This is a genomic window from Streptomyces sp. NBC_00091, from assembly GCF_026343185.1.
Lineage (GTDB): Bacteria > Actinomycetota > Actinomycetes > Streptomycetales > Streptomycetaceae > Streptomyces.
Genome location: NZ_JAPEMA010000001.1, coordinates 913,597 through 937,249, shown reverse-complemented (window position 1 = coordinate 937,249; position 23,653 = coordinate 913,597). Strand labels below are relative to the sequence as shown.

The window sequence follows — 23,653 nt, the reverse complement described above, 5'->3', positions numbered from 1 at the left end:
CTCCGACGGGCCCACACGGGACGGTGCGTCGGCGTAGGCTCGCCCGTATGCCGATCCGCGCCGTGCTGTGGGACATCGACGACACCCTCTTCGACTACGCGGGGGCCGATTCGGCCGGGCTGGCGGCGCACCTGCGGGACGAGGGGATCGGGGAGCGCTACGGATCCCCGTCCGAGACGCTCGCCCTGTGGCGCAGGCTCACGGAGCTGCACTGGGCGCGTTTCGCCGCCGGCGAGGTCACCTTCCAGGGGCAGCGCCGGGACCGGGTGCGGGACTTCCTCGGCGAGCCCGCCATGACGCAGGCACAGGCCGACGCCTGGTTCGACCGCTACGTCGAGCACTACAAGGCCGCCTGGGTCCTCTTCCCGGACGTCCTGCCCGTACTGGACGCCCTCGCCGACACCTACCGGCACGGGGTGCTCTCCAACTCCTCCGCGGCCAACCAGGACCCCAAGCTGCGCCACCTCGGGCTGCGCGACCGCTTCGAGGTGCTGGTCTGCGCCGCCGAGCTGGGGGTGAGCAAACCCGACGCCGCCGCCTTCCTCGCCGCCTGCGAGGCACTGGGGCTGCCGCCGGGCGAGGTGGCGTACGTGGGGGACCAGCCGGAGATCGACGCGCGGGGGGCCCGCGACGCCGGTCTGACGGCGGTCTGGCTCGACCGGGACGGCGGCCGGGGGCCCGGTCCCGACGGCGTGCACCGGATCGCCGGACTCGACCGACTGCCGGAGCTGCTGGCTGCGGATACCCGTTTTGGAGCACGGTCAGGCATCCGGTAATGTTCTTTCTGCGCCGCCGGAGCGGGCCGAAAGGCCGGGAAACGGAGGCGCTAACCAAACGAAAGGCCCTCAGGGTCTTGAAGTTCGGTGGGCTATAGTGTAATTGGCAACACGAGGGTTTCTGGTTCCCTTATTCTAGGTTCGAGTCCTGGTAGCCCAGCGCAGTGCAGTAGTAACGCAGTGCTTTGCCCCCGTTGTGTAGCGGCCTAGCACGCCGCCCTCTCAAGGCGGTAGCGCCGGTTCGAATCCGGTCGGGGGTACAGATCCTTCCCGCGGGATCTCCAGGGTCGCTCCCGGAGATCTTGATGCAGGATCGCTAGGGCCCCCGTTGTGTAGCGGCCTAGCACGCCGCCCTCTCAAGGCGGTAGCGCCGGTTCGAATCCGGTCGGGGGTACAGAGTCTGGCTGGTCTAGACCTTTGGGCTATAGTGTAATTGGCAACACGAGAGTTTCTGGTTCTCTTATTCTAGGTTCGAGTCCTGGTAGCCCAGCGCAGTACCGCAGCAAAGCTAGCCCCCGTTGTGTAGCGGCCTAGCACGCCGCCCTCTCAAGGCGGTAGCGCCGGTTCGAATCCGGTCGGGGGTACGTACAGGAGAGGCCCTCCGCGATCATCGCGGAGGGCCTCTTCCGTGTTTCCGGAGCGGCTCCGGGGCCGGCCCGTAGCGGGTACAAGTACGGGCCCGGAGGCGCGAGTTCGGACGTGTGCGGCGTCGTACGCGCCCCCGGGCCCGGGGGTGGGTGGAGCAGGGCAGGTTGTCAGCCGGAGCGGCGCAGGGCCTCCGTCAGTCGGGCGGCCGCGTCGATGACGGCCTGGGCGTGCATGCGCCCCGGGTGGCGGGTCAGGCGCTCGATCGGCCCGGAGACCGACACGGAGGCCACCACGCGGTTCGACGGGCCGCGTACGGGCGCCGAGACGGAGGCCACGCCGGGCTCCCGCTCGCCGATCGACTGGGCCCAGCCGCGGCGCCGTACGCCGGACAGGGCCGTGGCCGTGAAGCGCGCGCCCTGCAGGCCCCGGTGGAGCCGCTCGGGCTCCTCCCAGGCCATCAGGATCTGCGCGGCCGATCCCGCCTTCATCGGGAGCGTGGAGCCCACCGGGACGGTGTCCCGCAGGCCCGACAGCCGCTCGGCGGCCGCCACGCAGATGCGCATGTCGCCCTGACGCCGGTAGAGCTGCGCGCTCTCTCCGGTCACGTCACGGAGGTGCGTGAGCACCGGTCCGGCCGTCGCCAGCAGGCGGTCCTCGCCGGCCGCGGCGGCAAGCTCTGCCAGCCGCGGACCGAGGATGAACCGGCCCTGCATGTCCCTCGCCACCATCCGGTGGTGTTCCAGTGCCACGGCAAGGCGATGTGCCGTGGGTCGTGCGAGCCCTGTCGCCGCGACCAGCCCGGCGAGGGTGGCCGGACCGGACTCCAGTGCGCTCAATACCAGAGCTGCCTTGTCGAGAACGCCGACGCCGCTAGAGTTGTCCATGAAACGATATTCACGTCTCACACTGTGAAACGCAAGTTCAAATTTTCCAAGAACGAGCGAGTCTGTATGTGCGGGTCCACGAACCACTGGGTCCGAGCCGTCGTTCCGCAAGTGGGGTAGCGGGCGATCAGGCGCACAGATCTCTAAATAAGCGCCGGCACAACCGGCCGGCCGGAGGGAAAGCGATGGGTAGGACACTCGCGGAGAAGGTCTGGGACGACCACGTCGTCCGGCGCGCCGAGGGCGAGCCCGATCTCCTCTTCATTGATCTCCACCTGCTGCACGAGGTGACCAGCCCGCAGGCCTTCGACGGGCTGCGCCAGGCCGGCCGCAAGGTCCGCCGCCTGGACCTCACCATCGCGACCGAGGACCACAACACCCCCACCCTCGACATCGACAAGCCGATCGCCGACCCGGTCTCCCGGGCCCAGCTGGAGACCCTGCGCAACAACTGCGCCGAGTTCGGTGTCCGGCTGCACTCGCTGGGTGACGTCGAGCAGGGTGTCGTCCACGTCGTGGGCCCCCAGCTGGGCCTGACCCAGCCGGGCACGACCGTGGTCTGCGGCGACTCGCACACGTCCACGCACGGCGCCTTCGGCGCGCTGGCCTTCGGCATCGGCACCAGCCAGGTCGAGCACGTGCTGGCCACCCAGACGCTCCCGCTGGCCCGCCCGAAGACCATGGCCATCACCGTCACCGGCGCGCTGCCCGACGGCGTCACCGCGAAGGACCTGATCCTGGCGATCATCGCCAAGATCGGCACCGGCGGCGGCCAGGGCTACATCCTGGAGTACCGCGGCGAGGCCATCGAGAAGCTCTCGATGGAAGCCCGCATGACCATCTGCAACATGTCGATCGAGGCCGGCGCCCGCGCGGGCATGATCGCCCCCGACCAGACCACCTTCGACTACCTGGAGGGCCGCGACCACGCCCCCGTGGGCGAGGACTGGGACGCGGCGGTCGCGTACTGGAAGACGCTGCGCACCGACGAGGACGCGGTCTTCGACGCCGAGGTCGTCATCGACGGCGCGGCGCTGTCGCCGTTCGTCACCTGGGGCACCAACCCGGGCCAGGGCGCGCCGCTGTCGGCCAACGTCCCCGACCCGGCTTCGTACGAGGACGCTTCGGAGCGCCTGTCCGCCGAAAAGGCCCTGGAATACATGGGGTTGACGGCCGGACAGCCGCTGCGCGAGATCAAGGTCGACACCGTCTTCGTAGGTTCCTGCACCAACGGCCGCATCGAGGACCTGCGCGCCGTCGCCGGGATCATCGAGGGCCGCAAAGTCGCCGACGGCGTACGGATGCTGGTCGTCCCGGGCTCGGTCCGGGTCGCCCTCCAGGCCGTGGAGGAGGGCCTGGACAAGGTCTTCAAGGAGGCCGGCGCCGAATGGCGGCACGCGGGCTGCTCGATGTGCCTGGGCATGAACCCCGACCAACTGGCGCCCGGTGAGCGTTCCGCGTCCACCTCCAACCGCAACTTCGAGGGCCGGCAGGGCAAGGGCGGGCGTACCCACCTGGTCTCCCCGCAGGTGGCCGCGGCCACCGCGGTGCTGGGCCATCTGGCCTCGCCCGCCGACCTGTCCGACGCCCCCGCGACCGCCGGAGTCTGAACCATGGAAGCCTTCACCACCCACACCGGCCGGGCCGTTCCGCTGCGCCGCAGCAACGTCGACACCGACCAGATCATCCCGGCCCACTGGCTGAAGAAGATCACCCGCGACGGGTTCGAGGACGGGCTCTTCGAGGCCTGGCGCAAGGACCCGGAGTTCGTCACCAACCGTCCCGAGCGGGCCGGCGCGACCGTACTGGTCGCCGGTCCCGACTTCGGCACCGGCTCCTCGCGCGAACACGCCGTCTGGGCCCTGCAGAACTTCGGTTTCAAGACGGTCATCTCCTCCCGCTTCGCCGATATCTTCCGCGGCAACTCCCTGAAGAACGGTCTGCTGACCGTCGTCCTGCCGCAGGAGACCGTCGACCGGCTGTGGGAGCTGACCGAGGCCGACCCCACCGCCGAGATCACCGTCGACCTGGTCGACCGCAAGGTCCGAGCCGAGGGCGTCGAGGCGGAGTTCGAGCTCGACGACAATGCCCGCTGGCGTCTGCTGGAGGGTCTGGACGACATCTCGCTCACCCTTCAGAACGAAGCGGACATCGACGCGTACGAAAGCACCCGCCCGGCCTTCAAGCCGCGCACGATTCGGCTCTGATTCCTGCCTGATCAGCGCTTATTCACCCTTGGGTGATCACAACGCCAACACTGTGCCCCCCGCCTTCCGGCGGGGGGCACAGCCGTATGTTGAGGCCCCGTGAGGCGACAACTCGCCCCAGATGGCACAATCTGTGCATGGAACGCGACAGTCAACTCGAGCTCTACGAACTCGTCGCGGACCGGTTGAAAGAAGCACACACAAGGGTGCGCGCACTGCAAGTCCCGGAGGGCGTAAGGATGGCGCTGTCCCGGAAGCTGTTGGTCGTCACGGCCGCGGCGAAGCATGATCTCGCCGATGCGGCAAGGCGCCTGGACAGGTTGATGAAGGACCTCGACGAGGGTCGATTCCCTGAAGGCGACTGATGCGAAGGAACTCCGTAACGGCCTACATCGTTGCGGCACTAGGGTGATTAGCCCGTTTCGTGTTTGATTTGCGGTATATATCCGCCTAACGTGCGAAATAAGCTTGAACACATTCGTTCTGGCGAAGTCTCCGAAGGGGAAGACGTGAACAAGGCGCAGCTCGTAGAAGCGATTGCCGACAAGCTGGGCGGCCGCCAGCAGGCCGCGGACGCCGTCGACGCGGTACTGGACGCCATGGTCCGCGCGGTCGTCGCGGGCGACCGGGTCTCGGTCACGGGCTTCGGCTCGTTCGAGAAGGTCGACCGCCCGGCCCGCTACGCCCGCAACCCGCAGACGGGTGAGCGCGTCCGGGTCAAGAAGACCTCCGTTCCCCGCTTCCGTGCGGGTCAGGGCTTCAAGGACCTGGTCAGCGGCACCAAGAAGCTCCCCAAGGGCGACGAGGTCGCCGTGAAGAAGGCCCCCAAGGGCAGCCTGACCGGCGGCGCTTCCGCCACGGTCAAGAAGGCCGCCGCGAAGAAGGCCACCACGGCGAAGAAGGCCGCCGCGAAGACCGCGGTCGCCAAGAAGACCGTGGCGAAGAAGACCGTCGCGAAGAAGGCCGCGACGACCGTCAAGAAGGCCGCGGCGAAGACCACGGTCGCGAAGAAGGCCACGGCCACGGCCAAGAAGGCGGCCCCGGCCAAGAAGGCCACGGCGACGGCCAAGAAGGCCACCGCCACCGCGAAGAAGACCGCCCCGGCGGCCAAGAAGGCCACCGCGACGAAGGCGCCCGCCAAGAAGACGGCGACGCGCAAGGCCACCGCGAAGAAGACCACCGCCCGCAAGAAGTAAGGGCGCCAGTCACACACGCCGGGCCGGCTTCCCCACCTGGGGAAGCCGGCCCGCGGTGCGTTCTTCGCAGGTCAGAGGCGTGCGCGGTCGTAAGACGGCGTAGTGGCCCGGTGGCTCAGAAGGTCTGCAGGGTCACCAGCGTGATGCGCAGGGCCGGCCCCTCGCCCTCCGTCTCGATACGGACCCGCTGCCCGGGCCGCAGCAGCCGCAGGCCCCCCGCGTCGAAGGCCGCGGCCTCGAAGGGCACCGGGGTGCCGTCGTCCAGCAGCACGCTGCCGCTGCGGGTCTGGGAGTCGTACGTGTACGCGGTCGCCTGCATACGCGCACTGTATCGGGCCGTGTGCCGCCCCACGCCGAGGGAGAGGGCGGTCCGCAGGTCCGCCCCGGTGTCCACGTCCCGGCGTACGCTCTCCACGCCCGCCAGGGCGATTTCCACCGCTCCGGAGGCCGAATGCCGGGCCCGGGAGGGGCCGCCGAACGAGGGTGCCAATTCCACGTCCGGACCGGCGGAAAGCAGGGTGGTGCCGATTCCCGCCGCGTCCGCCAGAAATGCGCGGGGAAAAGCCGCCGCGGTATCGAGCACACGTAGCAATTCCGGCGGCCGCAGGGCGGGCAGGTCCGCGTTCATCGCGGCCACCGGCGATCCGGGCCGCCCCGCGCGCACCGCCCGCGCCCCGTGGGCCAGCGCGGCGTTGAGCCCCGCGCCCGGGGCGTCCGCCAGGATCCGGGCCCCCAGCCTGGCCAGTTCCGCCCCCGCCAGGGCGTCGTCCGTGACGACCACCACATCCGTGACGGAGGCGCAGGCCAGCGCCCCCGCGACGGTGTCCTGCGCGAAGGCCAGCGCGAGCCCGGGACGGGAGGCGCCCACCGCCGCCGCCAGACGGCTCTTGGCCAGCGCCAAGGGCTTCAGCGGGACCACCAGGCTCCAGACGGCGTTCGTGGCTGACCCCTTCCCTCCGGTGCGCTCCGGCACCCGCCCGACCCATCGGCAGGTCATGGCCCGGTCATCAGTCGGCCCATTGTCGCCCCAGGGCGGCCGCAGCGGGGCCTTGTGGTCCGAGCGGGGCGTACGGTGTCCTCGACAGAGACCGGACCTGGGGCGACACTTGTCCGGCCCACAAGGTGCCCAAGCCACGCACCGGTCGTAGAGGAAGGTGTCCGAGTGTCCCGCCGCAGAATCGGCTTCTGGTACCGCCTGGCGGCGGTCATCGCAAAACCGCCGCTGGTAGTGCTCTTCAAGCGGGACTGGCGGGGAATGGATCACATTCCGGCCGACGGCGGATTTATCACCGCCGTCAATCACAACTCGTATCTGGACCCGCTCTCCTACGCGCACTTCCAGTACAACACCGGCCGGGTGCCCCGATTGCTCGCCAAGGCCGGACTCTTCAAGGTGCCTTTTGTCGGCATGATCCTGCGCGGATCCGGACAGATCCCCGTCTACCGCGAGACCACCAACGCCCTGGACGCATTCCGGGCCGCCGTGGCCGCCGTCGAGCGCGGTGAATGCGTCGCCTTTTACCCGGAAGGCACCCTCACCCGCGACCCGGAGATGTGGCCGATGGCCGGCAAGACCGGCGTCGCCCGCGTGGCGCTGATCACCAAGGCCCCGGTCATTCCCGTGGCCCAGTGGGGCGCGAATCTCGCGATGCCGCCCTACGCCAAGGAGAACAAGGTCCGGCTGTTCCCGCGCAAGACCCTCCAGGTGCTCGCCGGACCGCCCGTGGACCTCTCGGCGTTCTACGACCGCGAGCCCACGCCGGATGTCCTCAAGGGGGCCACCGAGGCCATCATGGCGGACATCACCAAGCTCCTGGAGGAGCTGCGCGGGCAGAGCGCGCCCGCGCAGCCGTACGACCACCGCAAGGCCAGGGCGCAGCAGCGGCGCGACGCCGCGGGGGAGGGCAAGAAGTGACACGTCCCGTGAAGGCGGCCGTCTTCGGAACCGGTTCCTGGGGCACGGCCTTCGGCATGGTGCTCGCCGACGCCGGCTGCGAGGTGACCCTGTGGGGCCGCCGCCAGGAGCTGGCCGACGCCATCAACACCGGCCGGACCAACCCGGACTACTTCCCCGACGTCGAACTGCCCGCGAACATGCGGGCCACCACCGACGCGGCCGAGGCCGCCCGGGACGCCGACTTCGCGGTCCTGGCCATCCCCTCCCAGACCCTGCGCGCCAACCTCGCCGAATGGGCCCCCCTGCTGCCCGCCGACGCCGTGCTCGTCTCCCTGATGAAGGGCATCGAACTGGGCACCGCCAAGCGGATGAGCGAGGTCATCGAGGAGGTGGCCAAGGTCCCCGCCGAGCGCGTCGCCGTCGTCACCGGCCCCAACCTGGCCCGTGAGATCGTCGCCCGGCAGCCCGCGGCCTCCGTCGTCGCCTGCGTGGACGAGGGCGTGGCCCGGCGCCTCCAGGCCGCCTGCCACACCCCGTACTTCCGCCCGTACACCAGCACCGACGTCATCGGCTGTGAGCTCGGCGGCGCCGTCAAGAACGTCATCGGCCTCGCCGTCGGCATCGCGGACGGCATGGGACTGGGCGACAACACCAAGGGCTCCCTCATCACCCGCGGGCTCGCCGAAGCGACCCGCCTGGGCCTGGCGATGGGCGCCGACCCGCTCACCTTCTCCGGCCTCGCGGGCCTCGGCGACCTCGTCGCCACCTGCTCCTCGCCGCTCTCCCGGAACCACACCTTCGGGACCAACCTGGGCCGCGGGATGACCCTCGAGGAGACCATCGCGGTCACCAGCCAGACCGCGGAAGGGGTCAAGTCCTGCCAGTCCGTGGCGGATCTGGCACGCCGGTACGGAGTGGACATGCCGATCACCGACACGGTCGTCGACATCGTGCACCACGGCAAGCCCCCGCTGGTCGCGCTGAAGGAACTGATGGGGCGCAGTGCCAAACCGGAACGCCGCTGAGTCCTTTCCGGACGTCTGAGCGGGTACCCTCGTGGCGATATGAGCAGCGAGAACCTCCCCCAGACCCCTGAGCAGCAGGGCCGCAAGCCCCGCGTGGCCGTCGTGTTCGGCGGCCGCAGCTCGGAACACGCCATTTCGGTCGTCACGGCGGGCGCCGTGCTGCGCTCCATCGACCGTGCCAAGTACGAGGTGCTGCCCATCGGCATCACCACGGACGGCCGGTGGGCCCTGACCGCCGACGAGCCCGAGCGCATGGCCATCACGGACCGCAAGCTCCCCGACGTGGAGACGCTCGCGGAGTCCGCCGAGGGCACCGTCGTGCTCTCCGTGGACCCCGCCAGCCGCGAGGTCGTCTACACCGAGCCGGGCGCCGTTCCCAAGGCGCTGGGCGAGGTCGACGTCGTCTTCCCCGTGCTGCACGGGCCCTACGGCGAGGACGGCACCCTCCAGGGCCTCCTGGAGCTCTCCGGGGTCCCGTACGTCGGCTCCGGCGTCCTCGCCTCGGCCGTCGGCCAGGACAAGGACTACATGAAGCGGGTGTTCACCTCCTTCGGGCTGAACGTCGGCCCGTACGTGACCATCCGCCCCCGCGAGTGGGAAGCCGACCAGGACGCCGCCCGCGCGAAGATCCTCGACTTCGCCGGCGAGCACGGCTGGCCGCTGTTCATCAAGCCCGCCCGGGCCGGCTCCTCCATCGGCATCACCAAGGTCGACGACCCCTCCGGGCTCGACGCGGCGGTCCGCGAGGCCCGCCGCCACGACCCGAAGATCATCGTGGAGGCGCTGCTGCGCGGCCGCGAGATCGAGTGCGGCGTCCTGGAGTTCGAGGACGGGCCGCGCGCCAGCGCGCCCGCCGAGATCCCGCCGGTCTCCAGCCACGACTTCTACGACTTCGAGGCGAAGTACATCGACTCCGCCTCCGGGATCGTGCCCGCCCCGCTCACCCCGGAGCAGACCGCCGAGGTGCAGCGGCTCGCGGTCGAGGCCTTCGAGGCCGCGTCCTGCGAGGGTCTGGTGCGTGCCGACTTCTTCCTCACCGAGGACGGCACCTTCGTCATCAACGAGATCAACACCATGCCCGGTTTCACGCCGATCTCCATGTACCCGCGGATGTGGCAGGAGTCCGGCATCGAGTACCAGGAGCTGGTGGACCTCCTGATCCAGGCGGCCCTGCGCCGCTCCACCGGGCTGCGCTAGGACACCTTCCCAGCCGCGCTCGGCCCCGTACAGCCGGCCGCCCGCCGGAACCGGCCCTCACGGGCACGGTCCGGCGGGCGGAGGTGTGAGCGGGGGAGGGCCGGGGCCGCCCCGGGGGGCGGCCGGCCGTCAGTACGAGGAGATCCCCACGGGGACGGTCTTGGCCACGGCGCCGGACAGACCGACCAGCATGCTCGCATCCGTGGCATGCTCCTTGGCGACCCAGATCTCCGTGTACGCCAGCCGCGCCCCGGTGGTGAACCGCAGACCGCCCTCCTCGGGCTTCTCCACAAGCCAGGCGACGCCGTTGACCTCGACGCCGTCCTGCTTGGGATCCGCCATCTTGGGAGGCTTGGGGATACCGCACCGCAGTACGATCGCCGAGCCGCCCCACGCGGCGGTCAGATCCGACTCCGGTGAGGTGGCGGTCCGCGCCAGTCCGTCCACCGTCTCCGGGAGCTCCTCGTGCAGAGCCGCACAGAGCTTCGCGACCGCGGCGGGCGGAGCGGGCGGCGGATCCACCCGGGCCCCGGAATCCCCCGGGGCACAGCCCGCGAGGGCCAGGGAGGCCGACACGGCGGGCAGGGCCAGTACACGGAGGGGCCGGCGGTGCGGCAATGACATCACCGGCCAAGAGTAGACGGGGGCTACAGATGGACCACCGGGCAGGTCAAGGTGCGGGTGATGCCCTCCACCTGCTGGACCTTGGCGACGACCATGCGCCCGAGATCGTCGACGGTGTCGGCCTGGGCGCGCACGATCACGTCGTACGGCCCCGTCACGTCTTCGGCCTGGATCACCCCCGGGATCTTGGCGATGGACTCGGCGACGATCGACGCCTTGCCCACCTCGGTCTGGATGAGGATGTACGCCTGTACCACGGAACCTCCAGGGCGGCCACGAGGATCATTTCCCCTAACCTTCGGATGGGCCCAGGCAGAACGGGCGGGCCCGGGGAAGAAGGGACGCCACGGTACCGCGTCGCCGCGTGCCACGGGGAGACCCGGGGGTCCGGCGCCACGCACAGCGGGGCGTACGCAGAGCAGAAGTTGACGTATCTGTTGACGGTACCCAGAGCTGTGACGGCTCGCGACCGCAAGCGGACTTGCCAAGAAGGGGCACAGCGATGAAGGGCACTGTGGGCGAGCTGGGGGAGTTCGGGCTCATTCGGGAGCTCACCTCACGGCTCACCACCACCCCGGCGGTCCGGCTCGGACCCGGCGACGACGCCGCGGTGGTGTCGGCTCCGGACCGACGGGTCGTGGCGAGCACCGACATCCTGCTCGAGGGCAGGCACTTCCGGCGCGACTGGTCCACCGCCTACGACGTGGGCCGCAAGGCCGCCGCGCAGAACCTGGCCGACATCGCCGCCATGGGCGCCGTGCCCACCGCGCTGCTGCTCGGCCTGGTCGTCCCGGCGGAGCTGCCGGTCACCTGGCCCACCGAGCTGATGGACGGCATCCGCGACGAGTGCCAGGTCGCGGGCGCGGCCGTGGTCGGCGGGGACGTCGTACGCGGAGACACCATCACCGTCTCCATCACCGCCCTCGGGGACCTGCGCAACCACGAGCCCGTGCTGCGCTCCGGCGCCCAGCCCGGGGACGTCGTGGCCGTCACCGGCTGGCTCGGCTGGTCCGCGGCCGGCTTCGCGGTGCTCTCGCGCGGCTTCCGCTCCCCGCGGGCCTTCGTCGAGGCGCACCGGCGCCCCGAACCGCCCTACCACGCCGGTCCGGCGGCCGCCGGGCTCGGCGCCACCGCCATGACCGACGTCAGCGACGGCCTGATCGCCGACCTCGGTCACATCGCCGAGGCCAGCAAGGTGCGGATCGACCTGCGCTCGGGGGCCGTGGACATCCCGACCCAGATGCACGACATCGGCCAGGCCGTCGGCGTGGACCCGCTCCAGTGGGTCCTCACCGGGGGAGAGGACCACGCCATCGTGGCCACCTTCCCGCCCGACGTGAAGCTCCCGGCCCGCTGGAAGGTCATCGGCGAGGTCCAGCACCGCTCCGCGCTGCCCCAGGTGACCGTGGACGGCGCCCCCTGGACCAGCACCGGCGGCTGGGACCACTTCGGCGCCGACCCGGCCGTCGAGGAGACCCCGTGAGCCCCGCCGGGGCCGCCCCGCCGCGGTGCCTGACCGTCGCCGGGTCGGATTCCGGCGGCGGCGCGGGCATCCAGGCCGACCTCAAGACCATGCTGGCGCTCGGCGTGCACGGCATGAGCGTGATCACCGCCGTGACCGCCCAGAACTCCATCGGCGTGCAGGGGGCCTGGGAACTGCCCGCCGAGGCCGTCACGGCCCAGTACCGGGCCGTGGTGGACGACATCGGCGTCCAGGCCGTCAAGACCGGGATGCTGTCCTCCGCCGTGCTGGTGGAGACGGTGGCCGAGCTGCTCGCCGGCACCGCCGCCCCGGCGGTGGTGGACCCCGTGGGGGTCTCCAAGCACGGGGACGCGCTGCTCGCCGCCTCCGCGCTGGACGCCGTACGCAAGGAGCTGCTGCCCCGCGCCACGGTGGCGACGCCGAACCTGGACGAGGTGGCCCGGCTCACGGGGGTGGCCGTGGAGAGCGAGGACGACATGCGGCGGGCCGCCGACGCGATCCTCGGCCACGGCCCCCGCTGGGCGCTGATCAAGGGCGGCCACCTCGCGGCGCACGGCGGCGAGGCCGTGGACCTGCTGACCGACGGCTCCGAGGAGCTGTGGCTGCGGGCACCCCGCTACGACAACCGGCACACCCACGGCACGGGCTGCACGCTCGCCAGCGCGATCGCGGCGGGCCTGGCCAAGGGCCTGGCCGTCCCGGAGGCCGTCACGGCGGCCAAGGAGTACGTCACCGGCGCCATCGCCGCGGGCTTCGCGCTCGGCGGCGGCATCGGACCGGTGGACCACGCCTGGCGCTGGCGCTGAAGCGGACGGCCGGACCACCTCCTAACTCAGTAGGTGGTCCGGCCATCCGCTCAGACGTTCAGACAAAGGCAAAAGGCCGGTTCACCAGAGGTGAACCGGCCTTCTTGGCAACCAGAAAGGGCTGCGCTACGACGACGGGAGGCGTCAGCGCGAGACCTTGCCGGCCTTGATGCACGAGGTGCAGGCGTTGAGGCGCTTCGGCGTCCCATTGACCACGGCACGGACGCGCTGGATGTTCGGGTTCCAGCGACGCGAGGTGCGGCGGTGCGAGTGGGAGATGTTGTTGCCGAAGCTCGGCCCCTTGGCGCAAACGTCGCAGTTGGCAGCCACAGGTCACTCCAAGACTTCAGATGCAATTACGGTGGAATCCGGCGCACCGGAATCAGAGATCTGAAGTGGCTTGCCGGACGAATGACCCGACTCTCGACGGGCAACCTGAGCAGCATACAACGACTGCTTGGGTCCGAGAAAACTACCATGACGGGGCCCTGCTCCGCCCCGGGGTCCCGAAGCGGAGGCCACCCTTCGTTACCCTGCGGTGAACCCTGGCCCGCACAAGGAGGAACGCCCGGTGGCGCACGAGCCTGGACCGCACGCCCTCGACGCCGAAGCGGTGCGCACCTGGAGCTCGCTGGCCCTGGCCGCACTGGGCCGGGCCCGCGAGGACATCGACGCGATCAACGTCTACCCGGTCGCGGACGCCGACACCGGAACCAACCTCTACCTCACCGCCGGGTCCGCCGACCGCGCCCTGGCCGAGGCCTTCGCCGAGACCCCCGCGGGCGTGACGGACGGCACAGGGCCGACCTCCCTGTCCGAAGCCGTACGGGCCTACGCGCACGGAGCCCTCATAGGCGCCCGGGGGAACTCCGGGACCATCCTCGCCCAGCTGCTGCGCGGCGTGGCCGACGTGCTCGGCGCCGACCCCGGGGACCGCGCCCCGGGCCCGCTGCTCGCACAGGCCCTGACCCGGGCCGCCGAGGAGGCCTACCAGGCCGTCGCGCACCCGGTCGAGGGCACCATGCTCACCGTCGCAGGCGCCGCCGCCCGGGCCGGGTCCGCCGCGGGGTCCGCCGCCGGCACCGCCGCCGAAGTGGCCCGGGCCGCCTACGAGGGGGCCCGCGCGGCCCTCGCCGAGACCCCGGGCCAGCTGGCCGCCCTCGGGAAGGCCGGGGTGGTCGACGCCGGGGGCTGCGGGCTGGTCGCCGTACTCGGGGCCCTGTGGCAGGCGCTGTCGGGCCAGGAACCCGCCGCCGAGCCGGTACCCGGCCGGACCGTGCCCGTGCTCCTGGACCCCGAGCCCTGCGCGCAGGAGCAGGGCGGTCCCGCGTACGAGGTGATCTACCTGCTGGACGCCTCCGAAGAGGCCGTCGCCGAACTGCGCGCCCGCCTCGACGGGCTCGGCGACTCCCTGGTGGTGGTCGGCGGCGACGGGCTGTGGAACGTCCACGTGCACGTCGACGACCCCGGCGCGGCCGTCGAGGCCGGGGTGGTCGCCGGGCGGCCGTACCGCATCCGCATCACCCACTTCGGCGACGAACGCCGCCGCGCTGCGGCCCCCCGCGTCCAGCGGGCCGTGGTCGCCGTGGTCCAGGGCGAGGGGCTGGCCGCCCTGTGCGGGGAGGCCGGCGCCACCACCGTGCCGGCCCGCCCCGGGGAGCAGCCCGACGTCGCCGAACTGCTCGCCGCCGTCCGCCGGGCACACGCCCGCGAGGTGGTCCTGCTGCCCGGCAGCGCCGAGCTGCGCGCCGCCGCCGCGGCCGCCGCCGAACAGGCCCGCGCCGACGGGGTACGGGTCGCCGTGATCCCCACCCGCTCCGCGGTCCAGGGGCTGGCCGCCCTCGCCGTGCACGACCCGGACGGCAGCTTCGACGAGGACGTCGTCGCCATGACCGCGGCCGCCGGCGCCACCCGCTACGGGGAACTGGCCGTCGCCGAACGCCAGTCCTTCACCTCCGCCGGGATCTGCCAGGCCGGGGACGTCCTCGGGCTGATCGACGGGGACGTCGCCGTCATCGGCGCCGGCCTGCCCGAGACCGCCGAGGCGGTCCTGGAGCGGATGCTGGGCTCCGGCGGCGAACTGGTCACCCTCGTCCTGGGGCCCGAGGTGCCGGACACCCTCGCCGCGCGCCTGGAGGCGTACGTCCAGCACGCGCACCTGGCCGTGGACACCGTCACCTACCGGGGCGGCCGCTGGTCGGCGCCCCTGCTCATCGGAGTCGAATAGCCGGCTTGTCGGCGGCATGGTGTGCAATGGAACACGTGCCCGCGCTCGACGAAGACCTCAAGAAGACCCTCGGCCCCGCCACCGCCAAGGTGCTGGCCGAGCAGCTCGGCCTGCACACGGCCCTGGACCTGCTCCACCACTACCCCCGGCGGTACGCGGAGCGCGGCGAGCTGACCTCGCTGGCCGACCTCGCCGACCAGCTCGACGAGCACGTCACCGTCGTCGCCCAGGTCGCGGACGCCCGCCTGCTGACCTACCAGGGCAGCCGCGGCGGCGGAAAGCGCCTCGAAGTCACCATCACCGACGGCAGCGGCCGCCTCCAGCTGGTCTTCTTCGGCGCGGGCGTCCACAAACCGCACAAGGAGCTGCTCCCCGGCAGCCGCGCGATGTTCGCCGGCAAGGTCTCCCGGTTCAACCACAAGCTCCAGCTCGCGCACCCGGCGTACGAACCCCTCGGCGCCGACGCCTCCGACAAGGACGCCGCCACCGCCTTCGCCAACCAGCTCATCCCGATCTACCCGGCCTGCGCCAAGCTGGAGTCCTGGAAGATCGCCAAATGCGTGGACGCGGTCCTGCCCAGCGCCCAGGAGACCGTGGACCCGCTGCCGACGGCCCTGCGCGAGGGCCGCGGGCTGGTCCCGCTCACCGAGGCCCTCCTCAAGATCCACCGCCCCGCCACCAAGGCCGACGTCGAGGACGCCCGCCAGCGCCTGAAGTGGGACGAGGCCTTCGTCCTCCAGGTCGCCCTGGCCCGCCGCCGGCACGCCGACTCCCAGCTCCCCGCCGTCGCCCGCCGCCCCGCCCCCGGAGGCCTCCTCGACTCCTTCGACGCCAAACTGCCCTTCACCCTCACCGAAGGCCAGCAGACCGTCTCCCGGGAGATCTTCGACGACCTCGCCACCAGCCACCCCATGCACCGCCTCCTCCAGGGCGAGGTCGGCTCAGGCAAGGCCCAGCCTCTCGACTCGCTGGTGCTGACACCCACGGGTTACCGGCCCATGGGCGATATCGCGATCGGGGACGAGGTGGTGGTGCCGACCGGCGAGATTGCACTCGTCGGGGGCGTGTTCCCTCAGGGAGAACGCGATGTGTGGCGGTTGTTGCTGTCGGACGGGAGCGCTGTCGAGTGCGACGACGAACACCTGTGGATCGTCGGCACGAGCTCTGGATGGCACCGGGGCCAGGAGCCCAAGGTGATGACCACGAGGGAGATCCGATCGGACCTGCACAAGGCCAATGGATCTTCCAAGTGGTACCTGCCGGCAGCTGTCCCCGTGGACCTTGGGAACGGTGACCACCAACCACTTGATCCCTACCTGCTGGGTGTTCTCATCGGCGACGGCTCGTTCCGGCACAACCTGAGACTGTCCACTGCGGACGAGGAGATCCTGGCCGCGGTGGAGGCTGCCGTGGCCCCCGACTGTGAGATGGCCGCGGTTCCCGGATCCCGCTGCGACTACACGATCCGGATGAGCGGGCCGAGGGACGGCACCCGACGGAATCCTGTCATCCAGGCGGCTCGCGACCTGGGGCTGTGGGGTACGACCTCACACGACAAGTTCCTCCCGGACGTCTACAAGAACGCGTCGGTCAAGGACCGTTTGGCGGTCCTTCAAGGGCTCATGGACACGGACGGGACGCTTCATGCGGACGGAACGAGCATTTCGTTCTGCTCCGCCTCCCTCCGGTTGGCGGAGGACGTGGCCTGGCTCGTGCGGTCTCTCGGTGGACGGGCCCGTGTCCTGCCCAAGAAGGCCGCCTTCAACGTTTCCATCGCCCTGCCCGAGGAGTTCGAGCCGTTCCGGCTGTCGCGCAAGGCGGCACGTATGGGGCCGCGGCCGAAGTACAACACCTTCCGGCGTGGTGTTCGGGCTGTGGAGTACGTAGGCGTCAAGCCTGTCCAGTGCATCAGCGTCGAGCACCCGAGCCACGCCTACGTCACCGACAACTTCACCGTGACGCACAACACGATGGTGGCGCTGCGGGCCATGCTCGCCGTCGTCGACTGCGGCGGACAGGCCGCGATGCTCGCGCCGACCGAGGTGCTCGCCCAGCAGCACCACCGGTCCATCACCGAGATGATGGGCGAGCTCGCCGAGGGAGGGATGCTCGGAGGCTCCGACCAGGGCACCAAGGTGGTGCTGCTCACCGGGTCGATGGGGGTGCCCGCCAGGCGCCAGGCCCTGCTCGACCTGGTCACCGGCGAGGCCGGGGTCGTCATCGGCACGCACGCGCTGATCGAGGACAAGGTGCAGTTCCACGACCTCGGCCTGGTCGTCGTGGACGAGCAGCACCGCTTCGGCGTCGAACAGCGCGACGCCCTGCGCTCCAAGGGCAAGCAGCCCCCGCACCTGCTGGTGATGACGGCCACCCCCATCCCGCGCACCGTCGCGATGACCGTCTTCGGCGACCTGGAGACCTCCGTCCTCGACCAGCTGCCCGCCGGGCGCTCCCCGATCGCCACCCATGTCGTGCCCGCCAAGGACAAGCCGCACTTCCTCACCCGGGCCTGGGAACGGGTCCGCGAGGAAGTGGAGAACGGCCACCAGGCGTATGTGGTGTGCCCTCGGATCGGGGATGGGGAGGACGACCCCAAGAAGAAGAAGGCCTCCGCCGAGGACGAGGCGGAGAAGCGGCCGCCGCTCGCCGTGCTGGACATCGCCGAGCAGCTCACGCGCGGACCGCTCGCCGGGCTGTCCGTCGAGGTGCTGCACGGGCGGATGGACCCCTCCGACAAGGACGACGTCATGCGCCGCTTCGCCGCCGGCGAGGTCAAGGTGCTGGTCGCCACCACCGTCATCGAGGTCGGGGTGAACGTCCCCAACTCCACGGTCATGGTGATCATGGACGCGGACCGCTTCGGCGTCTCCCAGCTCCACCAGCTGCGCGGCCGCGTCGGCCGCGGCTCGGCCCCCGGCCTGTGCCTGCTGGTCAGCGAGATGCACGAGGCCAGCCCCGCCCGCGCCCGGCTCGCCGCCGTCGCCGCCACCCTCGACGGCTTCGAACTCTCCCGGATCGACCTGGAGCAGCGCCGCGAGGGCGACGTACTGGGCCAGGCCCAGTCCGGCGTGCGCTCCTCGCTGCGCATGCTCGCCGTCATCGAGGACGAGGAGGTCATCGCCCAGGCCCGCGAGGAGGCCACCCGCGTGGTCGCCGCCGACCCCGAACTGGAGCACCTGCCGGGGCTGCGCACCGCGCTCGACGCCCTGCTGGACACCGAGCGGGAGCAGTACCTGGAGAAGGGCTGACAATGGGGGTGCCCGTTGTCCCCGAAGATTGAAGGACCCCCCAGATGACCCGCGTGATCGCCGGCAGCGCCGGCGGGCGACGGCTGACCGTGCCCCCCGGCACCGGCACCCGGCCGACCTCGGACCGGATGCGCGAAGGGCTCTTCTCCACCTGGGAGTCGCTGCACGGAGTCGAAGGGGCCCGGGTCCTCGACCTGTACGGCGGCTCCGGCGCCGTGGGCCTGGAGGCCCTCTCGCGCGGCGCGGCCCACGCCCTGCTCGTCGAGGCCGACGCCAAGGCCGCCAAGGCGATCCGGGACAACATCAAGGCGCTGGGCCTGCCCGGCGCCGAGTTCCGCGCCGGCAAGGCCGAGCAGATCGTGACGGGGGCCGCGCCCGGGGCCCCGTACGACATCGTCTTCCTGGACCCGCCGTACGCCGTGGAGCACGCGGAACTGCGGGAGATCCTCCTCACACTCCGGTCCAATGGCTGGCTCACGGACGATGCGCTCGTCACCGTGGAACGCAGCACGAGGAGCGGCGCCTTCCCGTGGCCGGACGGCTTCGAGCCGCTCCGGTCCCGGAAGTACGGCGAGGGCACCCTTTGGTACGGTCGCGCCGCCTCCACCAGCGAAGACTCATGAACGAGGGAGTTCAGTTGCGCCGCGCCGTCTGTCCGGGATCCTTCGACCCCATCACCAACGGACACCTCGACATCATCGGACGCGCCTCCCGGCTCTACGACGTCGTCCACGTCGCCGTGATGATCAACCAGTCCAAGAAGGGCCTGTTCACCGTCGAGGAGCGGATCGAGATGATCCGCGAGGCGACCGCCGACTACGGCAACGTCGAGGTCGAGTCCTTCCACGGCCTGCTCGTCGACTTCTGCAAGCAGCGGGACATCCCCGCCATCGTCAAGGGCCTGCGCGCCGTCAGCGACTTCGACTACGAACTCCAGATGGCCCAGATGAACATGGGGCTCTCCGGGGTGGAGACGCTCTTCGTGCCGACCAACCCCACCTACAGCTTCCTGTCGTCCTCCCTGGTCAAGGAGGTCGCGGCCTGGGGCGGCGATGTGGCCCACCTGCTGCCCGCGCACGTGCACGCGGCGCTGATCGAGCGGCTGCGGGCGAAGTGATCCGGCGGCGGACGGGCTGAGGTTCCCCCAGCCCGTCCCGCGCGTCCATCCGGTGGCCCTACAGTCGTCTCGTCAGTCCGAGGCAGAGAGAGCGCGAGCCCCCCATGGACGTACAGAAGAAGCTGGACGAGATCGTCGCGGCCATCGGCGGCGCCCGCTCCATGCCCATGTCGGCCTCCTGCGTGATCAACCGCGCGGAGCTCCTCGCCCGGCTCGAAGAGGTACGCCAGGCCCTGCCCGGCTCGCTCGCCCAGGCCCGGGAACTCATCGGCGGGCGGGAGCAGATGGTCGAGGACGCCCGCCGGGAGGCGGGGCGCATCATCGAGTCCGCGCACGCCCAGCGCGGTTCGCTGATCTCCGACACCGAGATCGCCCGCCGCTCGCAGGGCGAGGCGGACCGGATCCTGGCGGAGGCCCGCCGGGAGGCCGCGGAGATCCGGGCCGAGGCGGACGAGTACGTCGACAGCAAGCTCGCCAACTTCGAGGTCGTGCTCAGCAAGACCATCGGCTCGGTGGACCGCGGCCGCGAGAAGCTGCTGGGCCGCGGGCCGGGCCTGGACGAGCAGGGCTACGACGACACCGGTGCGCCGGAGCGCAGCCACGACCCGCAGATCCAGCGCGAGCAGGCGGACGCGTACGTCGACACGAAGCTGGCCACCTTCGAGGCGGTCCTCTCCAAGACCCTGGAGGCCGTCGGCCGGGGCCGCCAGAAGCTGCTGGGCCGGGTGCCCTCGGACGACCTCGGCGCGCACATGGCCGCCCAGGACGCCGCCGGAGCCCAGGGGGCCCGCCCCGCGAGCGACGCGGACTTCCTCGCCGGCCTGGCGGAGCCGGGGCCCGCGCCGCTGCCGGTCCCGGCGCAGCCGGAGCCCGTGTACGACACCGCGTACGCCGCCTACCAGCAGCCGCAGCACCAGCCCCAGCAGGACGGATACGCCTACCAGGACCCGTACTCCGGGTACCAGCAGCAGCCGGATCCCTACGCGGGCTACCAGCAGCATCCCGACCCGTACGCCGCCTACCAGCAACAGCCGCAGCAACAGCCGCAGCATCCCCAGCAGCCCGCGCTCGACGAGACCAGCTTCTTCGACACGAGCATGATCAACCTGGACCAGCTGCGCCAGTACGAGCAGGGGCGCTAGGGCCGGATTGGGCTCAGAGCGAAGCGCCGGGTATCCTGGCTGTTCGGTCGCGCCTATGCACCGCGATCCATGCTGCCCTTGAGCGGCCGAATCTTTGATCTTCAGCGATCCGTGAAAGCAGGAACAGCCCTGAACACCCGCCTCGACCACCACAACCCCCTCGTGTTCGACACGCACGAGCTGGGTCGGCGTCCTGGTGCCATGCAGCGGCTGTCCCGCGAGATCGAGGCACCGGCGGACTTCGGTCTCGTCGACGTCATCGGAGTGCCGGAAGGCACCCCACTGAAGCTCAGCCTCCGCCTGGAGTCGGTCATGGAAGGGGTGCTTGTCACAGGCACCGTCCGTGCATCGGCGGTGGGGGAGTGCGTAAGGTGTCTGGAGACCGTCGAGCGCGAGCTCAAGGCGGACTTCCAGGAGATGTTCTCGTACCCTGACGCCGACGACCGGGGCCGCTCAAAGGCGGAGCCGGCCGACGACGCCGAGGACGACGAGGACACGCTCTTCCTCGAGGACGGCTTGTTCGACCTCGAACCCGTGCTGCGTGACGTGGTGGTGCTCGCACTGCCCATGCAGCCGGTGTGCCGGGAGGACTGTCTCGGACTGTGCCCCGATTGCGGGCTCAGCCTGAACGACGACCCGGACCACCACCATGACGCCGTCGACATTCGTTGGGCGGCATTGCAGGGACTCGTCACCGATCAGGGCGACGAGAAGGACAACATGAGCGGCACTGCCTCTGACGGAGTTCAGGGCGCCGCCGAGAAGCAGGAGAAGTAGCCGTGGCTGTTCCGAAGCGGAAGATGTCGCGCAGCAACACGCGCCACCGCCGGTCGCAGTGGAAGGCTGCGGTCCCCACCCTGGTTTCGTGTGAGCGTTGCCAGGAGCCGAAGCTCCAGCACATCGCGTGCCCGAGCTGCGGCACCTACAACAAGCGCCAGGTCCTCGAGGTCTGAGCGGCTGGTGAGAGGCGCAATGTCTGAGCTGTCCAACGCTGAGAAGCAGGCAGACAGTAACAACGCGGCCTCGTCCCACACGCTTCTGGAAGGGCGGCTCGGGTACCAACTCGAGTCCGCCCTTCTGGTGCGTGCGCTGACCCACCGTTCGTACGCGTACGAGAACGGCGGTCTGCCCACCAACGAACGCCTGGAGTTCCTCGGGGACTCCGTGCTGGGCCTGGTGGTCACGGACACGCTGTACACGACCCACCCCGATCTGCCGGAAGGCCAGCTGGCCAAACTGCGGGCCGCGGTGGTCAACTCTCGTGCGCTGGCGGAGGTCGGGCGCGGCCTCGAACTCGGCTCCTTCATCCGGCTCGGCCGGGGCGAAGAGGGCACGGGCGGGCGGGACAAGGCCTCCATCCTCGCCGACACCCTGGAAGCGGTGATCGGCGCCGTCTACCTCGACAAGGGCCTCGAAGCGGCCTCGGAGCTGGTTCACCGGCTCTTCGACCCGCTCATCGAGAAGTCCTCCAACCTCGGGGCCGGCCTGGACTGGAAGACCAGTCTCCAGGAGCTCACGGCGGCCGAAGGCCTTGGTGTACCGGAGTACCTGGTCACCGAGACCGGACCGGACCACGAGAAGACCTTCACAGCTGCCGCTCGCGTCGGTGGTGTCTCGTACGGCACCGGCACCGGCCGCAGCAAGAAGGAAGCGGAACAGCAGGCGGCGGAGTCCGCGTGGCGCGGTATCCGCGCCGCCGCGGACGAGCGGAAGGCGGCGGAAGCCGCTGCTTCCGCCGCCGCTCCGGCACAGGACGGCGGGGCGCAGGCGCCCGTCGCCCCGGCGCCGGACGCCTGACCGCTTTCTTCTACAGTGACCCCGTCGCACCCCGGTGCGGCGGGGTTTCCTGTTCGCCGCCGCGTCCCACCCAGGAGGAACACCATGCCCGAGCTGCCCGAAGTCGAAGTGGTGCGGCGCGGCCTGGAGCGCTGGGTGGCCGGGCGGACCGTCGACGCGGTGGAGGTGCTCCACCCCCGGGCCGTACGCAGGCACCTGGCGGGCGGGGCCGATTTCGCGGCGCGCCTGGCCGGGCAGACCATCGGGGTGCCCCGGCGGCGCGGGAAGTACCTGTGGCTGCCCCTGGAGGGGCGGGACCTGTCCGTCCTCGGGCACCTCGGGATGAGCGGGCAGCTGCTGGTGCAGCCGGCCGGCGCCCCCGATGAGAAGCACCTGCGGATCCGCGTCCGCTTCGCCGACGACGCGGGCACCGAGCTGCGCTTCGTCGACCAGCGCACCTTCGGCGGGCTCTCGCTGCACGAGACCGTCCCCGGCAGCGCCGAGGGACTGCCCGACGTGATCGCGCACATCGCCCGCGACCCGCTGGACCCGCTCTTCGACGAGGGGGCCTACCACCTGGCGCTGCGCGCGAAGCGCACCACCGTCAAGCGGGCCCTGCTGGACCAGTCGCTGATCAGCGGGGTCGGCAACATCTACGCCGACGAGGCCCTGTGGCGCGCGAAGCTGCACTACGAGCGCCCCACCGCCACCCTCACCCGCCCCCGGAGCGCGGAACTCCTGACCCATGTGCGGGAGGTCATGAACGCCGCGCTCGCGGTCGGCGGGACCAGCTTCGACAGCCTGTACGTCAACGTGAACGGCGAGTCCGGCTACTTCGACCGGTCTCTGGACGCCTACGGGCGCGAGGGCGAGCCCTGCCGCCGCTGCGGTACGCCGATGCGGCGGAGGGCGTGGATGAACCGGTCCAGCTACTTCTGCCCGCGGTGTCAGCGGCCGCCGCGCGCGGCGTCGTAGGTCTGCCGGGAGACCAGGACCTCGTCCATGCTGCCCTCCAGGAAGTGGATCAGGGAGAGCAGGCGGGCGGCGATCTCGCGGCCCAGCGGGGTCAGCTCGTAGTCGACGCGGGGCGGGTTGGTCGGCTGCGCCTCACGGTGGACGATGCCGTCGCGCTCCAGGGCGTGGAGGGTCTGGGAGAGCATCTTCTCGCTCACGCCGTCGACCTTGCGGCGCAGCTCGTTGAAGCGGCACGGGCCCTCCTGGAGGGCGCCGACGGTGAGGCTGCCCCAGCGGCCCGTGACGTGTTCCAGGGTTTCGCGCGAGGGGCAGGCGCGGGCGAAGACGTCGAACGGCAGGTCGTCCGCGATGGCTTCGGTACAGACAGGGGTCTCCATGGACCAAGCGTACTCCCGGGCAGCGCTAACTGTCTGCTTGCGCTTTCTAAAAGTTAGTGATTCTCTTTTCCTCAGCCGCACCGCGGTTCACCGCACGCTCTGAGGAGA

The 23,653-nt window shown here is 70.9% G+C and carries 24 protein-coding genes, 5 tRNA genes and 1 pseudogene; 24 read left to right on the top strand and 6 right to left on the bottom strand.

What is annotated here, in order from left to right:
- The first annotated feature begins 47 nt into the window (after positions 1-47).
- From OOK34_RS03895 to OOK34_RS03870, 6 genes are all read left to right on the top strand, one after another.
- Positions 48-776 (top strand): HAD family hydrolase, encoded by a 729-nt coding sequence (locus OOK34_RS03895; protein WP_267032457.1) that lies wholly within the window; start codon positions 48-50, stop codon positions 774-776.
- An 88-nt stretch (positions 777-864) separates the two neighbouring features.
- Positions 865-936, top strand: a tRNA-Gln gene (locus OOK34_RS03890).
- A gap of 27 nt (positions 937-963) precedes the next feature.
- Positions 964-1,036 (top strand) — tRNA-Glu (locus OOK34_RS03885).
- A gap of 61 nt (positions 1,037-1,097) precedes the next feature.
- Positions 1,098-1,170: transfer RNA gene (locus OOK34_RS03880), tRNA-Glu, on the top strand.
- 24 nt (positions 1,171-1,194) lie between these two features.
- Positions 1,195-1,266, top strand: a tRNA-Gln gene (locus tag OOK34_RS03875).
- A 21-nt stretch (positions 1,267-1,287) separates the two neighbouring features.
- Positions 1,288-1,360: transfer RNA gene (locus OOK34_RS03870), tRNA-Glu, on the top strand.
- A 171-nt stretch (positions 1,361-1,531) separates the two neighbouring features.
- Here OOK34_RS03870 and ndgR read toward each other — a convergent pair.
- Positions 1,532-2,248, bottom strand: coding sequence for an IclR family transcriptional regulator NdgR (ndgR, locus tag OOK34_RS03865; RefSeq protein WP_007266782.1), 717 nt, complete (start codon positions 2,246-2,248; stop codon positions 1,532-1,534).
- Between the two features lie 185 nt (positions 2,249-2,433).
- Between ndgR and leuC the strand changes: the two genes are divergently transcribed.
- From leuC to OOK34_RS03845, 4 genes are all read left to right on the top strand, one after another.
- Positions 2,434-3,858, top strand: coding sequence for a 3-isopropylmalate dehydratase large subunit (gene leuC / locus OOK34_RS03860; protein ID WP_267032456.1), 1,425 nt, complete (start codon positions 2,434-2,436; stop codon positions 3,856-3,858).
- Between the two features lie 3 nt (positions 3,859-3,861).
- The gene (leuD, locus tag OOK34_RS03855) at positions 3,862-4,455 is read left to right on the top strand and encodes a 3-isopropylmalate dehydratase small subunit (protein ID WP_267032455.1); all 594 of its coding nucleotides are present in this window, start codon (positions 3,862-3,864) and stop codon (positions 4,453-4,455) included.
- A 137-nt stretch (positions 4,456-4,592) separates the two neighbouring features.
- On the top strand, positions 4,593-4,820 hold the full coding sequence (locus OOK34_RS03850; RefSeq protein WP_079429951.1) for a hypothetical protein: 228 nt from the start codon (positions 4,593-4,595) through the stop codon (positions 4,818-4,820).
- A 144-nt stretch (positions 4,821-4,964) separates the two neighbouring features.
- Entirely contained in the window at positions 4,965-5,651 is a 687-nt protein-coding gene (locus tag OOK34_RS03845; protein WP_267032454.1) for an HU family DNA-binding protein, read from the top strand.
- A gap of 334 nt (positions 5,652-5,985) precedes the next feature.
- Here OOK34_RS03845 and cofC read toward each other — a convergent pair.
- Positions 5,986-6,624: pseudogene (cofC, locus tag OOK34_RS03840) on the bottom strand (2-phospho-L-lactate guanylyltransferase); the annotation flags it as partial.
- 189 nt (positions 6,625-6,813) lie between these two features.
- Between cofC and OOK34_RS03835 the strand changes: the two are divergent.
- The 3 genes from OOK34_RS03835 to OOK34_RS03825 are packed head-to-tail and all read left to right on the top strand — an operon-like array spanning position 6,814 to position 9,770.
- The gene (locus OOK34_RS03835) at positions 6,814-7,566 is read left to right on the top strand and encodes a 1-acyl-sn-glycerol-3-phosphate acyltransferase (protein ID WP_267032453.1); all 753 of its coding nucleotides are present in this window, start codon (positions 6,814-6,816) and stop codon (positions 7,564-7,566) included.
- On the top strand, positions 7,563-8,573 hold the full coding sequence (locus tag OOK34_RS03830) for an NAD(P)H-dependent glycerol-3-phosphate dehydrogenase (RefSeq protein WP_267032452.1): 1,011 nt from the start codon (positions 7,563-7,565) through the stop codon (positions 8,571-8,573). The genes OOK34_RS03835 and OOK34_RS03830 overlap by 4 nt, the downstream gene beginning before the upstream one ends.
- A 39-nt stretch (positions 8,574-8,612) precedes the next feature.
- Positions 8,613-9,770: a D-alanine--D-alanine ligase family protein gene (locus tag OOK34_RS03825; RefSeq protein ID WP_267032451.1), complete on the top strand. Its 1,158-nt coding sequence runs from the start codon at positions 8,613-8,615 to the stop codon at positions 9,768-9,770.
- A gap of 129 nt (positions 9,771-9,899) precedes the next feature.
- Here OOK34_RS03825 and OOK34_RS03820 read toward each other — a convergent pair whose 3' ends face one another.
- Together OOK34_RS03820 and OOK34_RS03815 are read right to left on the bottom strand one after the other, a co-directional pair.
- Positions 9,900-10,394 carry a DUF3515 domain-containing protein gene (locus tag OOK34_RS03820; RefSeq protein ID WP_267032450.1) on the bottom strand — a complete coding sequence of 165 codons (495 nt, stop codon included), beginning with the start codon at positions 10,392-10,394 and terminating at the stop codon, positions 9,900-9,902.
- 23 nt (positions 10,395-10,417) lie between these two features.
- Positions 10,418-10,651, bottom strand: a complete 234-nt coding sequence (locus OOK34_RS03815; RefSeq protein WP_267032449.1) for an Lrp/AsnC family transcriptional regulator — start codon at positions 10,649-10,651, stop codon at positions 10,418-10,420.
- 245 nt (positions 10,652-10,896) lie between these two features.
- Between OOK34_RS03815 and OOK34_RS03810 the strand changes: the two genes are divergently transcribed.
- Positions 10,897-11,877, top strand: a complete 981-nt coding sequence (locus tag OOK34_RS03810) for a thiamine-phosphate kinase (RefSeq protein ID WP_267032448.1) — start codon at positions 10,897-10,899, stop codon at positions 11,875-11,877.
- Positions 11,874-12,683, top strand: a complete 810-nt coding sequence (thiD, locus tag OOK34_RS03805; protein ID WP_267032447.1) for a bifunctional hydroxymethylpyrimidine kinase/phosphomethylpyrimidine kinase — start codon at positions 11,874-11,876, stop codon at positions 12,681-12,683. The genes OOK34_RS03810 and thiD overlap by 4 nt, the downstream gene beginning before the upstream one ends.
- Before the next feature lie 144 nt (positions 12,684-12,827).
- Here the strand turns inward: thiD and rpmB are convergent, their stop codons facing one another.
- Complete coding sequence (rpmB, locus tag OOK34_RS03800; RefSeq protein ID WP_007266795.1) at positions 12,828-13,013, bottom strand: 50S ribosomal protein L28; 186 nt, start codon at positions 13,011-13,013, stop codon at positions 12,828-12,830.
- A gap of 241 nt (positions 13,014-13,254) precedes the next feature.
- Between rpmB and OOK34_RS03795 the strand changes: the two genes are divergently transcribed.
- The 9 genes from OOK34_RS03795 to mutM all read left to right on the top strand — a co-directional run bounded on the left by OOK34_RS03795 (position 13,255) and on the right by mutM (position 23,168).
- Positions 13,255-14,910, top strand: a complete 1,656-nt coding sequence (locus OOK34_RS03795) for a DAK2 domain-containing protein (RefSeq protein ID WP_267032446.1) — start codon at positions 13,255-13,257, stop codon at positions 14,908-14,910.
- A gap of 26 nt (positions 14,911-14,936) precedes the next feature.
- Positions 14,937-18,158, top strand: coding sequence for a helicase-related protein (locus tag OOK34_RS03790; protein WP_267032445.1), 3,222 nt, complete (start codon positions 14,937-14,939; stop codon positions 18,156-18,158).
- 44 nt (positions 18,159-18,202) lie between these two features.
- Positions 18,203-18,781 carry a 16S rRNA (guanine(966)-N(2))-methyltransferase RsmD gene (rsmD, locus tag OOK34_RS03785; protein WP_267032444.1) on the top strand — a complete coding sequence of 193 codons (579 nt, stop codon included), beginning with the start codon at positions 18,203-18,205 and terminating at the stop codon, positions 18,779-18,781.
- A gap of 14 nt (positions 18,782-18,795) precedes the next feature.
- Entirely contained in the window at positions 18,796-19,275 is a 480-nt protein-coding gene (gene coaD, locus OOK34_RS03780) for a pantetheine-phosphate adenylyltransferase (protein ID WP_267036610.1), read from the top strand.
- Between the two features lie 104 nt (positions 19,276-19,379).
- Complete coding sequence (locus tag OOK34_RS03775; RefSeq protein WP_267032443.1) at positions 19,380-20,417, top strand: cell division initiation protein; 1,038 nt, start codon at positions 19,380-19,382, stop codon at positions 20,415-20,417.
- A 69-nt stretch (positions 20,418-20,486) separates the two neighbouring features.
- Complete coding sequence (locus OOK34_RS03770; protein ID WP_267032442.1) at positions 20,487-21,194, top strand: DUF177 domain-containing protein; 708 nt, start codon at positions 20,487-20,489, stop codon at positions 21,192-21,194.
- Positions 21,195-21,196: 2 nt separating this feature from the next.
- Positions 21,197-21,370: a 50S ribosomal protein L32 gene (gene rpmF, locus OOK34_RS03765; protein WP_003965982.1), complete on the top strand. Its 174-nt coding sequence runs from the start codon at positions 21,197-21,199 to the stop codon at positions 21,368-21,370.
- A gap of 19 nt (positions 21,371-21,389) precedes the next feature.
- Positions 21,390-22,214 (top strand): ribonuclease III, encoded by an 825-nt coding sequence (gene rnc / locus OOK34_RS03760; protein ID WP_267032441.1) that lies wholly within the window; start codon positions 21,390-21,392, stop codon positions 22,212-22,214.
- An 84-nt stretch (positions 22,215-22,298) separates the two neighbouring features.
- Positions 22,299-23,168: a bifunctional DNA-formamidopyrimidine glycosylase/DNA-(apurinic or apyrimidinic site) lyase gene (gene mutM, locus OOK34_RS03755; RefSeq protein ID WP_267032440.1), complete on the top strand. Its 870-nt coding sequence runs from the start codon at positions 22,299-22,301 to the stop codon at positions 23,166-23,168.
- Here the strand turns inward: mutM and OOK34_RS03750 are convergent.
- The gene (locus OOK34_RS03750) at positions 23,141-23,545 is read right to left on the bottom strand and encodes a helix-turn-helix domain-containing protein (RefSeq protein WP_267032439.1); all 405 of its coding nucleotides are present in this window, start codon (positions 23,543-23,545) and stop codon (positions 23,141-23,143) included. The genes mutM and OOK34_RS03750 overlap by 28 nt on opposite strands.
- Between the last annotated feature and the right edge of the window lie 108 nt (positions 23,546-23,653).